This window comes from Methylorubrum extorquens (assembly GCF_024169925.1).
Classification (GTDB): domain Bacteria; phylum Pseudomonadota; class Alphaproteobacteria; order Rhizobiales; family Beijerinckiaceae; genus Methylobacterium; species Methylobacterium extorquens_A.
In genome coordinates, this window is sequence record NZ_JALJXF010000001.1 from 3,631,502 (window position 1) to 3,644,143 (window position 12,642).

Below are 12,642 nucleotides of genomic sequence, written 5' to 3' on the forward strand. Positions count from 1 at the left end.
CCTTGACCACGGCATCGATGGCGGACGCACTACGGGCGTTGACGGCCACGCCGCCCGCCGCCTTAAGGCTCGTCACGTCGGCGATGGTGGCCGAGGTGCCGACACGCACGAAGTTCAGGCCGGCGACGGCGCCGACGGTGGTCGCGGCCGAGCCGATCGAGGTGACGGCGTTCTCGATGGTGGCCTTGATGGTCGCCTGGGACAGAGCCTCCACCGAAACCTTGCCGGTGGCGTTGATCGGCTGGCCCGAGATCGAGGCGGTCGCGGCGAACTGGCCGCCCTTGGTCATCTGGCTGTCGAGATCGATCCCGACGAGCAACTCGGCGAGGTCGAACACTGCGTTGGTGCTCGGGCTGCCGATCTTGTTGAAGGCGGCGGTGATGCCGACGGCGGTCTCGCTCGAATCGACCGTGCTGTCGATCGTGGCGGTGATCGTCCCGGTGTTGCGGGCGCCCACCGCGACATTGCCGACGGTCGCGTTGGTGGCGGCGTCGCCGAGCGGGCTGCGGTCGATCGTGGCGGTGCTCGCGCCCATCACGACGTTCGAGGCGATCACGGCCTGGGCCGCGACGGAGTGCTTGTCGCCGGCCTTGGTGCCCGGCTTCAGCTTCGACTCGACCTTGCTGTTGACCGTCGCGGTGATCGCACCCTTCTGCTCCGCCTGGACGCTGATGTCGCCGGCCTTGGCCACGGTCATGCCGGTGAGCGTCGCCGTGGCGGCGCTGCGTACGTCGTTGGTCACGAGGATGCCGCTGACGGCGACGGCGTAGGGCTTCGACGGGGTCTGGCCGCTGGTGGTGTTCGTGTTGTCGGCCGGCGGCGTCGCCGAGCCGGCGACATCCTTGCTGTCGCCGAGGTTGAGCACGCCCGGCGGCAGGAATTTCACGAACTCGCGGAGATTGTTCTCCCGCCAGCCATTGGCCTCCGTGTAGCTCTCCGTCTTAAGGTCGGAGACGAGCTTGGTATCGCCGAAATAGACGTACAGCTTCTCGACACCACCGACCTTCGCGAACACGATGTCGCCGAACGTGACGGTCTTCGAGCCCGATTCGGTGGTGTAGGTGTAGTTGCCGAGGATTTTGTCGGCGAAGTCCTGCAGCACGCTCGGCTTGGTCAGGCTGGCAATCGCCGAGAGGTTGTTCAGCGAGGTGATGCTGCCGTTGCTGGTGGCCGAAATCGTCACCTTGCCGGCTGCGTCGAGCGTCTTCGTCGGGTCGATGGCGGTGCCGGCCGCGTTGCTGCTGTCGATCCGCGCCACCGCCTCGGAATTCACGAGGTTGCCGGAGAGCGCGAAGCCGATCGCGTAGGCGCTCGCATCCTTGAGCACCGCTTGCGAGGCACTGGCCTTGTTGGTGAGCTGGGCGTTGATCGACGCGTCCGAACGCGCGGTCACGGCGAGCGTGCCGCTGGCGTCCGTCGTCGTGACGGTGCTGCGCAGGATCTGCGCGCGCGCCCCCGACGGGTCGGCGTCGTTGCCGCTGCCGGCAGCGATCAGCGGCTGCCCCGTGATCGTGTCGGCGGCGCGGAACAGGATGTTCTGCTCCTTCCAGCCGATGGTGTTGAAGGCGAGCGTGATCGACACCGCGCCCTGGTCGCTGGAGGTCGCGGTTTTGGCCGTGGCGTCGATCGTGGCGGTGTTGGCCGCATCGACGTTCATCCCGCCGCCGGTGACGGTGCTGTCGATGATCTCGGCCCGCGCCGTGCCGAGAACGGCGTTGGTGGCGATGATGCCGCCGAGCGCGAGGCTCGTCGGCTGGCTCTTCGTGCCGAGCGTCCTGTCTGTGGACGGGTCGGCCGGCGTGGTCGGGGCCGGAGTGCCGGTGCCGCTCGTCGGCTTGTAGGAACTCGCCGACTTGACGTTGGCGGCGCTGTCGGCGGTCGCCTTGATCGTGGCGGTCTCGCTCGCCTGAACCGTGACCGTGCCGCCCGCCTCGGCGGTGACACCGGTGATGCGCGCAACGGCGTCCGCGTGGACGCTGTTGAGCACGACGAGGCCGCCGATCGCGAGCGAGGCGGAGGGCTGCGCCGCGACCGTGCCGGTCTTGGCGGCGTTGTTGGCCGACGGGTCGCCCGTGGGAGCCACCGTCTCGGTCGAAGACGTAGCCGGCGCCGGTGTCGTCGTGCCGGTCCCCGTGCCGGTGGTCGGCAGCTTCAAGCCATCGGGAATGAAGTTGGATTCGAGCGCCCGCTTCCAGAGGAGCTTGTTGGTGTAGTCGGTGGCCGCGAGATCAATCTTCGCGTTGCCGCCCATGTAGATGAAGATGTCCCCGGCCTTGTAGGCGCTGGACTTGTCGGCGATCAGTTTCCATTTCGCGCCGTCCGTGAAATCCGGATCGAGCGAGCTGATTTCGACCAGGATGTCGGCACCGACATACTTGTAGATTTTACCCGAGAGATCTTCGATCGTTTCGCCGGTCTTGACCGTGATCTCGCCCTGTCCGGCCTTATAGGTCGGCTTGGCGTAGCCGTCCGCGATCCGCACCCGCGCGCCGAAGGTGACGTCCTGCGCGTTCGCGGTCTTCGGAAGCTGGCCGTACGCCGAGAGGTCGATCGCGCCGATGCTGTCGGTGCTGAGGCCGAACGGCTTCAGGAAGTTGTTGAGCCCGTCCTTCAGTTCCAGGATCTTGCCGGCGGTCTCGATGACCGCGCGATCGACAGCGACCTGCAGACGGATCAACTGGCCGACACTCTTCTCGGCCGAATCGGTGCTGTTGCGCAGCGCGGCCTCGTCGAGATAGCCGAGACGCGCCGCCTCGGCGGCGACCTTCAGCGCCTCGAGCCGCGCCTCGTCGCCACCATCCGTGTTGACCGACAGCGCCGTCAGGTGCCCCGACAGCGCGTCGGCCGCCTCTTTGATCCGCGTCTTGAGATCGGTCTGGTCGGTGCTCGGAATCTTGGAGGTATCAATTCCGTTGAGCTGGTCGACGAGGGTCTGGTTGATCTTGACCAGGTACTCCGTTGTGACCTTGCCCGCCCTGAGTTCGAGCAGCTTCGTCTCGACCTGCTTGAGCAGCGTCGCGGGGCCGGCCTGAAGCTCCTCGATCAGTCCCTTCACGCGGGTGATCTGCGCGGTGACCTTCTCCTCGAAGGCCAGCAATTCGGCCGGTGCCCAATCGGCGCGGTTCTTGATGATGTTCGACTGGATCGTGGCTGACTGAACCTCGTTCGGGTTCGTCGAGAAGTCCGACGGCAGGTACTTGTTGAGCTTGGACTGATTGGTGACGGCGCCGCCGTCGCTCTTCGTGACGGTCGAGCTCGTGACGATCTGGACGTTCGAGGTGATGCCGGCCGCATCCGTCGCCGTGACGGCCAGGGCGCCGCCGGCCGTGATGTCACGGGTCACACCGGTGTTGTCGATGAGAGCGACGGCGCTGCCGCTCACCTTGTTCGAGGCGAGGACGACACCGAAGCCGGTGCCGGCGCCACCCGAGACCATCGCGACGTCGGCCGTGGAAGTCGCGGCGTTGCTGACGGTCGCGTTGATCTTGGCAGCTGAGGTCGCCGAGACGGTCAGGTCGCCGCCGGCCTTTGCCGACGATTGGACGATCGTCGCCTTGGCGCCCGCGCCGATCTCGCCTCCGAAGGCTCCCGAGATAGCCGACTGGCCGATCAGCGTGTCGATCGCGTTGAAGAGCAGGTTCTGGGTCTCGTAACCGACGGAGTTGAACGCGAGCGTCACCGCGCCGGACACGCCCTGGCCGCCCGACGTCGTCGACGACGCCCGGATGCGCGCATCGACGCCGGATTCGTTCTCGGCGCTGACTTCGAGATTGCCGGTCGTGGATTCCACCGTCGAACGCAGGACGCTGGCGTCGGCGCCGCCGCGGACGACGTTGGTCGCGGCGATGCCGTTGGCCGCGATGAGCGTGCCGCCACCGGTGCCGCCGCTGGTGCCGGCCGCGCCGGTCTTCGAACCGAAGGAGGCACCGCCGGACGACGTCACGGTGCTGAGCACGGTGGCCGAGATGTCGGCAGCGTCCGCGGCATGGACCGTCAGGTCCAGCGCGGAGGTGACCGTGGCATCGGTGATGCGGGCGCCGGCACCGCCGGTCACCTCGTTGTAGACGATCAGGCCGCCGAAGGCCTTGGACGACGAGCCGGGGGTGCGGTCGGTCGGGGTCGGAGCCGTCGAGCCCGCGGCGGGCGTCGGCGCCGCCGGCGGGTTGGCGACCGTATCGAGCTTCGGCATGACGGTCTTGGCCGCCGCCGGAATCCAGTTCGCGCTGGTGTAATCCTCGCCGTGGAGCGTGACCCGCGTGTTGTCGGCCCCGCGCCAGATGTAGATCGTGCCCTTCTCGCCCTTCGAGAGGGTGTCGGTCTTCGAGAGCAGCACGCCCTGGCCGGCCATCATGTCCTGGAAGCCGCCGTTCGACGTGTAGCGCGCCTTCTGGCGCGTGATCGTCGTGGTGCCTTCCGCGGTCTTGATGGTGGTCGTGTCTTTGTCGAGGGTGTCGCCGGTCGTGGTACCGGGCGTCGTGCCGGCCACCGTCGGCTTGGTGGACACGATGGCCCCGTCATCGACCGCGAACCAGCGGGCCGCGTTGGTGTAATCCTCGGTCGCGAGATCGACCGAGGCATCGGACGCCGCGACGAAGATGAAGACCCGGCCCTTTAGAGTGGGCTCTTCGGTCCGCTTGGCGTCGGTGTTCGAACTCGATCCGGCCGGCGCGGTGAAGTCGGCGGCGAGCCGCACACGGTCACCGGCCTTCAGCGCCTTGGTGCCGGATTTCGAGGTGTAATCGTAGATGTTGAGGGCGGTGGCGACCGCCTTCTTGGCCAGTTCGGCAACGCTGCCGGAGACCGACGACGCACCGATCATCGTGCTGGTCGATTCGATGCCGGCTTGATTCTTGGCCGAAACGGTCACCGCGCCATCGGTCGAGGCGACGGTGGCGGCGGTCTGCGCTGGGGCCTGAGCGGCGACGGTTTCCGCGCCGATGAAGGCCTCGGCGCGGGCGCTGACCTTGTTCATGGCGAGCACCGCGCCCGCGGAGATCCCGCGTGCGCCGGTCTCCGCCTTGTGGACGGTTTCCTCGGAATCCGCCTGCTCGGCCTTGTTGCCGGCCTCGGCCGTGATCTTGGCCTGGCTGTCGGCGGTGACGGAGACGTCGCGCTTGGCCGTGACGGTGGAGCCGGTGATGTAGGCCTTGGCGCCGGCCGGGTTTTCCCCGTTGGTGGCGGTGGCGATGAGCGGATCGCCGATGATGGTGTCGACGGCGTTGAAGAGCGGGTTCTGCTGCTGGAAGCCGACCGTGTTGAAGGCGAGCGTGAAGCCAACCGCCGACGTTTCGCCGGCAACGGAGCCGGCCGCACTCGCCTCGATCGTCGATGCGTTTTCGGCGGAGACGCTCACGCCCCCGTCTTCACTCGTAACGGTGCTGTCCTTGATGTAGGCGAGCGCGCCGTTCTGCACGGTGTTGGAAACGAGCACGCCGTTGGCGGCCGAGCCACCCTCGGCCTCGACTTCGCTCTCATCGGTGGCGTTGATGGACGCTTCCGATTTCGCGCTGACGCTGACGTCACCGGTGGCTTGGACGGTGGTGTTGACGATCCGGGCCGTGGCCTGACCCGACACGTCGTTGCGGGCGAAGATGCCGCCGAGAGCCATCGCCGAGGACTTCGCCGCCGCGATCTTTCCGGTCGGAGCGGCCGAGCCGCCGGTCGCACCCGGCACGACGTTGGTGGCGTCGAGCTTCTTCCACAGCGCGAAGTCGGCGAAGTCCCGCGCCGTGTTGCCGAGATCCTCGGCGGCGGCGAAGTCCGCGCCCATGTACTGGTACACGGCGCCCTTCTCGCCCTTGCCGGCCCAGGTATCGCTGAGGCGGATCTTCTCGCCGAACTTCACCTGCCGGCTGCCGGACGCGGTGGTATAGGTGTACTCGCCGAGCAGCGCCTCAGCGTTCTTGCCGAGGCCGCTGACCGAGCCGGTCTTCTCGGCCGAAGCCGAGGCCGCCACGGCGGTCTCGGCCTCGATGCCGACCGTATCGGTGGCGGACACCGTGACGTCGGTGCCCGAGACCGTCTTGGTCCGGGCATCGATCACCGCCTCGGCGGCGCCGCTGACGCGGTTCATCGCAACGAGACCGGAGACCGCCAGGGAATTGACGCTCGCGGCCTTGGCCGCAGCGGTGACTTCGTTGCTCAGGGTCGAGGCGATCGTGCCGGAGGACTCCGCCGTCGCGCTGACCGCGCCCGTGGCCGCGACCCGGGTGTTGGTGATGCGGGCGCTGGCCTGCGCCGTCGCCGAGTTTCCGAGATTGGTTCCGACCAGGGCGTTGAGGGTGTCGAAGCCGAGATTGCTGCTCTCGTAGCCGATCGCGTTGAAGGCGAGCTGGATGCCGCCCGCCCGTGCCGTGGTCGTCGGCGCGGTCGTTTGCCCCGACCCCGTCGTCGGCGTCGTGGTGCCCGTCGGCGGCGTCGTGGTGCCACCTGTCGAGCCGCCGGCGGCGGGGTCGGCGGCGGCGTCTTCGGTACCGGAGGGGCCACTCGACAGCGCGGTGATCTGCGCCTGGACTTCAGCCTCGATCGAGCCGGTCGTCTTCGCCTCGACCGTGACCGCGCCATCGTCGCCGGCAGTCGCGACCTCGGCGTCGGTGATGGAGGCGTCGGCGGCCGACAGGATGGTGTTGGTCGCGATCACCGCGTTGATCGCGAGCGCGCTCGAATTCGACGTGCTGGACTTGTCGAAGGCCGAGGTCTGGCCCGGAACCGTGCTCGCCGTCCCGCTGCCGGCCGTGCCTTCGGCCGTCTCGCCGGTCTGCTCACGGATCGTGGCGATCGCCTCGACGGTGGCATCGGCCTTCGACGTGATCGTCGCGCCGCGCTCGGCCGAGACCACGACGCCGCCATTCACCGTCGTCGTGGCGGAGGAATTGCTGATCGCGGCGGTGACGCCGCCCTTGATCTCGTTGCGCACGACGATGCCGCCGGCCGAGGTGCCGCCGGATCCGGTCGTCTTGGCTGGCGCGGCCTCGGTGTCGGTGACCCGGCGCCAGAGATCGCGATTCGAGAACGTCGCCGTCTTGAGGTCGAGCTTGTTCGCGGCGGTGCGGTCCGCACCCATATAGGCGTAAACGTCACCCTTCGCGCCGATGAGCTCCCAGTTCGCGCCGGTGAAGTTCTCCTTCGACAGGTCGATCGAGTCCAACGTCGCCGGCGCGGTCGGCGTCTTGATGTAGCGGTAATAGGAGCCGACCTCGCCGCTGCCGGCCGGATGACCGGGGCTGACGAGAACGACGTCGCCCGTCTTGACCGCCTTCAGCGTCGGAGCCTTGCCGGGCGTCGTGCCGCCCTGCGCCTGCTTCGTCGTCGACGGCAGGTTGGACTTGATCGCGTCGAGGGTGCTGACGGTCTTGATCGCCTGCTCGCCGAGCAGCGTCGAGAAATCGACGGCCACGCGCTGGCCGAGGGTGATCGCCACCGGCTGGCTGGCGCTCAGCTTGTAATCGGACTTGATCTGCGGCTGCTTCGTGTCCAGGCCGCCGTCGCTGGCGGCTTGGCTCGACGCCACGAGCTTCACGTTGGCGTTGATCGTCGAGAGGTCCGTCGCGCGGACGCCGAGTTCCCCCCCGCTCGTGATGGTCGCGCCGCTGATCACCTCGGCGGTGGCCGTGCGGTTCATGCGGTTGGTCGCGATCAGGCCGCCGATGCTGCGCGAGCCTGCGCTCGTCACCGCGCCGGGCTCGCTGCTCAGCGTCGCCTTGCCGAGGAAGGTCCGGGCCTTGTTGATCGCCGTGCGCGTCGCCTGGGCCTTCGCTTCGTCCAGGCGCGACTGCTCCGGGGTCGACACGGTCACGGTGTTGCTGACCGTGGCGTTCACCGTGCCGGCGCTGATCGCCTTCACGCCGACGCCGCCGGTCGTGGCGGTGACGGTGGCGGCCTCGATCCGGGCACGGGTCGCCTGGGTGGCGGCAAAGGTGAAGAACCCGCTGCCGAGAATGGCGTCGATGGCCATCCCGACGACCTTGTCGGCCAGCTTGTCGCTGCCGGTCAGGCCGTCCGGCCGGTAGCCGACGATGTTGAAGGCCGCCGCACCGCCGATGGCGGTGCCGCCGGACTTGCTCTCACCGGCGACCGAGGTCTGCACCCGCGAATCGATGTTGGTCACGTCGGAGGCGTTGACGGAGATGTCGCCGGTCGCGGCGCTGACGCTCCCGCCCCTCACGGTCGCCGTGGTGCTGCCGAGCACGATGTTGACGGCGTAGGAGCCGGCCACGCCGAACTTGCTCGCGGCGACGACGGCCTTCGCGTTGGTGGTGAGGTCGAGGGCGTTCTGCGCGGTCAGCGCGACGCCTTCGGCTCCCGTCACGACCGAATCCGTGATCGTCGCCGTGATGTCGCGCTCGACCGTGTTGACGGCGGAGCTGCGGGCGATGCCGATCAACTCGCGCTTCGCCTCCTCGGCATCGCTCTCGTCTTCCAGGCTGTCGGTCCGGATCGGCTCGACGATGGCCTCCGCCTTGGTCGCATCCATCGCGACGACGGAGATGGCGCCGCTGGAAGCGGTCAGGCGCGCCGTCTCGACGACGGCCTTGGTGGAGCCGGTGAGCAGGTTGCGGGCCTGGACGGCGCGCGACTCGATTGCCGTGTCGTTGGTGGCCGCGACGGCAAGGGACGCGGCCGTGACGGACACGCCGCGCACGGCGACCCGTACGGTGTCGCTCACGTTGACCTGGGCCGCACCCGCCTTCATCGGCGCAGGCAGCGAATTGTCGGTCTCACCGTCGCCCGCGACGAGGCTCTCGTCCGGTTTGGCCGGGTCGGTCGCATCGGTGGCGGCGCGGATGCGCACGGCCAGCGCACCGGTATTGGCGGCGTGGATCCCGGCGGCACCCTCCGCCGACACGAGGGCGGCATCGCCCGGCGCGGGGGCGGTGGCCGGGAGGCTTCCGGCGGCCGGCACGCCGAGATCGACGCTGGTGAGGCGCGTGACGGTCTGCGTGCCGGTCAGGCCGAACAGGTTGAGGATGTTGACGGCGGCCGCCGCCTTGGCGGCGGCGCTCGCAGCGGCGTCCAGGGCCGGGTCGTCGAACTGGAGGCCGGGCACCGACGCGGCGTCCCGCGCCACGAGCGTGATCGTCGAATCGGTCTTGTCGTCGGCCGAGATCTGGAGCGCGACGGCGGGATCGCTGCCGGCAATCGTACCGGCGCCGGTCTGCCTGATTCGCGAGTCGGTGCTCACCGCGCTCGGCGCGACCGTCACCTGGGTCGTGTTGTTGATCGTCGTCTCGGCCGACTTGATCAAGCCCCTGGCAGCGAGTTCGACGGGCGTGAAGATATCGCTGAAGCTGCCCTCGCCTTTGACGGCGCTCTTGACCTTGTCGAAGGTTCCGGCCGCAGCGCCGGTGATCGTCTGGACGCCGAGCAGATTGAGGCCGATGGCCTTCACATCGACCTTGGCCACCGTGTTGGCGGCGATCTTCACCGTGCCGCCGTTGACCGCCCCCTTGGAGCCGACGGCGATCGTCGAGCTGTTGGTCAGGTTCGGCTTGACGCTCGCAAGCTCCGAATTGAGCGTCGAGACCAGCGTGACGATGTTGCTGACGTCGGTGGTCAGTTCCGCGTCGCCCGTCCGCGCATCGACCGTGCCATCGAGCGTGATCCCGGCCAGCCCGTTGGCGGTGACGCTGATGGTCGAGATGTCGGCCGGCGCCGTATCGGCGATCGCGATGTCGCTACGGACGGCGACCTTCACGCCGGTTCCGCGGATCACGGCCCCGTCGTTGACGGTGACGGCCATCCGCGCGTTCGCGCTGCCGGAACGATTGAGGCCGGACGTGGCGAGGATGGGCGTCACGGTCGCGTCGGCGGCGATGGTGACTTGTCCGCTGGCGGACAGTGTCTTGCCCGACGCGACGCTCAGGGTGTTGGCACCCTCGCCGCCCTTGAAGACGATGCCGAGATCGCCCGCCAGCGCGCTCAGGTTGGCCGATACGGCGATGCTGTCGTCGCCCGCGCCGCCATTGAAGGTGACGGCGAGATTTCCGGATGCGGCAGAGAGATCGGTGTCGAAGACGATTCTGTCCGCGCCCGCGCCGCCGCTGACCGTAAAGGACGGTGCCGGCGGCAGGCTGGCCAGGTGGAGCGTGTCGTCGCCGCTGCCGAGGATCACGCCGAGGCTCGTCGTCGGCGCGGTGAAGGCGAGGCTGCCGAAGGTCGCCGCCGAGGAGCCGCTGGTCCGGGCCAGCGTGTAGCTGCTTCCGCCGCCGGACAGCGTCGCATCGATGCTTCCCGCCACGACCGACGAGATGTCGAGTTGAAGACTCTTCTTGCCGCCGCCGAACGTTCCGCTGAGGCTGCCGTTCGCGCCGATCGTCAGCTTGTCGTCGGCCGAAGCGGCACCGACGAGATTGGCAACGTTCGAGAAGCTTCCCGCGAATTTCCCCGACGCGATCTCGCCGGCATTGGCGCCCGTCAGCTTGAACTCGGCGCCTGATTGCGCGGACCCGGTCGGCGTGTTCAGGAGGGCGATAGTGTTGTCGGAATTGTTGTTCGGATTCACCCCGGCATTGGTCGGATCGGTGAACGCGAGAATCGGCTTTTGAGTATCGCCCAAAAGCTTGAAGGAGTCGGCATCGACCGTAATGGTCTCTTTGCCGCCCGACCCTTGAAGCGTGTAAGCTTGGTTTGAACTCGCATCGATGATACCGAACGTATGGAGCGGGTTTATACCCTGCGTCCCGTTCGTGTAGTCGAACACCTGAATGCGCTGCACCGTCTTCGTGGTGCTGTTGATGGTCTCGTCCCGCTGGATCAGCTTGACGAGAAGCTGATGCTCGACGGTCGCAGCGTCGGACGGTGCGCCGATCTGATAGGTGATGTCCGAGTTGAGAAGAACGCGCGGCTCCAACGGATCGAAAATCAGTCGATCGCGGTTGAAGAGCTTTCCGGCCTTCGTCTTCAGATGCAGGACGAGCTGACGCTTCGACGGACGCGACGGGCGCGGTGCCTCCACGGCCATGCGCGCACGATCGCGGCGGCGGAACAGGGGACCCCAGAAGCCTTCCGACTTAAACGGAAAAGCCATTGCCGCTCTCTCCAACCGGAACCTGCGCGGCCTGACCTGGCGCGCAAAGACACAGCGTCCCGGCGGACAAGAGAGCCGCCGGGGTCATCGTCACCGCTATTTCCAGATTTCGGCCGACGCTCAGCGGCTGAGCGTCGGCTCATGTCTCCCGGCCTCGACCGGGAGCCCTTCGGGATCAGGCGTTGCCCGAGGTCTCGAAGTCGGCCGGAGAAGCCGGGGCGGTCTCGTCCGCCTGCGCAGTCTCGGCCGGGGCACCGATGCGCTCGGCGATCGGCGCAAGGTTCCGCAGCGAAGCCAGATGCAGGTAGATCAGCTCCATCTCGTCCGCCTGCATGAGCTCGGCGAGTTGCTCGGCCGAAAGAGCCTTCAGGCGATCACGGTTGACCACGCTGAAACCGGACAGCGTCGAGCGCTGACCGCTTCGCAGGGTGAACTGCGCCTGCATCGGCTCCAGGAGCCCGAACTCCTGCAGGCGCTTCACGAACAGTTTCGTGCGCTGGAACTGCACCTGATAGGCCTGGAGGAAGCCCAGGACGTTCTGCAGATATTGTGTCCGCTCGCCGTCGGCGTCGAACAGGCGCTCGCCGCGACCCTCATCGTTGCAGCCCGAGAAATCCTCATCGACGCAAAGCGTGAAGGTGGCATCGGCGTCGTTCGCGTTGTCGCTGGAAAACACGAACGGGTAGCGGCGCAGGAAGGCCGGGACGTACGAACCGGTCCACGAACCGGATTCGGCCACGTAAAGGTTCTCGTTGTCGCGAATGCCGAGGAGCGCCACCGGAATGATCTCGTCGGCAGCACCGCCGAACACGATGGCATACTCGGCCGCCGAATTCGGAAACTCAGCGACCATGAGCGGTACTGAATTGACGCCGCGCGCGAAGTCGAACGACGCACCGGCCTTCACGGACCATGACCCGTGACGCTGCCGGGTGACCGGTACGGCACGCTCGTAGATGAGAAGCTGCTTACTCATTCCGACCCCACATTGCGGCGCTCGTGCGATTCCCGCATCTTCGCCTGCTGCTGCATATCAGTACCGCCCCCCGCTGCGGAGGGATGGTTCCATTTTTTCGATTGATCCAGCGTCTCAGATGCCGACTTCGCAGGCGCAACCGCGACGGCGTTACCCGAGAGGATCAATCCCGGCCATCCATTCTCGGGTGCACGAGCCTTGAACGCAATCGCGATCGGGGTTGTCGCGAAAATAGTCATAGGGCTGTACCCGGCTCGACACGGTGACGAAGCTGGGCCTTGCGATCCGATAAACCGGCACGTCAGTAAAGCGAAGCTTCGCGATCGATAGACCTCATCGCACAGTGCGTATGATATTTGCAGATGATCGACACAAACAGCATCGCTCGAAAATCCGACAAACACCAAAATCGAAAATAATTTTTTTAAAATTTGATGCAATTATTTCGATCTGGTGTCGAATCATACATTTTTGCATTATAGGTTATGCAGCCTATAAAGATAATATACTTTCAAATTGCGGATTTCAGCCGGCCACCCGACGGCAACCGATCCCCCCTGCAATCGTCTGAGCGGTCACTGCTGAGGACATCAGCTCTTGAAACCTCAACGGGCTACTTTAGCTGTACGCATCCTCGGCG

The 12,642-nt window shown here is 66.9% G+C and carries 3 protein-coding genes (1 of these 3 running past the window's edge); all 3 read right to left on the minus strand.

What is annotated here, in order from left to right; genetic code table 11:
* Positions 1-11,026: the 5' end (the start) of an LEPR-XLL domain-containing protein gene (locus J2W78_RS16975; protein ID WP_301288599.1), read on the minus strand. The gene continues 37,853 nt to the left of window position 1, outside the view; the window shows 11,026 of its 48,879 coding nt (coding positions 1-11,026); it begins with the start codon at positions 11,024-11,026; its stop codon lies beyond the left edge, outside the window.
* Positions 11,027-11,201: 175 nt separating this feature from the next.
* Positions 11,202-12,002, minus strand: coding sequence for a SapC family protein (locus tag J2W78_RS16980; protein WP_253372366.1), 801 nt, complete (start codon positions 12,000-12,002; stop codon positions 11,202-11,204).
* Positions 11,999-12,241: a hypothetical protein gene (locus tag J2W78_RS16985; protein WP_253372368.1), complete on the minus strand. Its 243-nt coding sequence runs from the start codon at positions 12,239-12,241 to the stop codon at positions 11,999-12,001. The genes J2W78_RS16980 and J2W78_RS16985 overlap by 4 nt, the downstream gene beginning before the upstream one ends.
* Positions 12,242-12,642 lie beyond the last annotated feature (401 nt).